This window comes from uncultured Microscilla sp. (assembly GCF_947493425.1).
Taxonomy (GTDB): Bacteria; Bacteroidota; Bacteroidia; order Cytophagales; family Microscillaceae; genus Microscilla.
On the sequence record NZ_CANLRP010000755.1, the window covers coordinates 1 to 201 of the forward strand.

At 44.3% G+C, this 201-nt stretch carries 1 protein-coding gene; it reads right to left on the reverse strand.

Going from position 1 to position 201, the window contains the following annotated elements; genetic code table 11:
- On the reverse strand, window positions 1-183 hold a 183-nt coding region (locus tag Q0954_RS35030; protein ID WP_299466999.1), incomplete at its 3' end, for a hypothetical protein.
- Window positions 184-201 lie beyond the last annotated feature (18 nt).

The following is a 201-nucleotide window of genomic DNA, read 5'->3' on the forward strand; positions in this document are numbered from 1 at the left end:
GGCTGCCTGGAATAGTTCAACGCCAAGAGTCTTGTCAAAGTAAATATATTTACCAGCTCTAAAAGTGTGCTGTGCCCCCTTGAATAGTTCAATGCCAAGAGTTTTGTCAATGCCTGGATTCCCGCTGGTGCCTAAAGTGTGGTACGGCTGCCTGGAATAGTTCAACGCCAAGAGTCTTGTCAAAGTAAATATATTTACCAG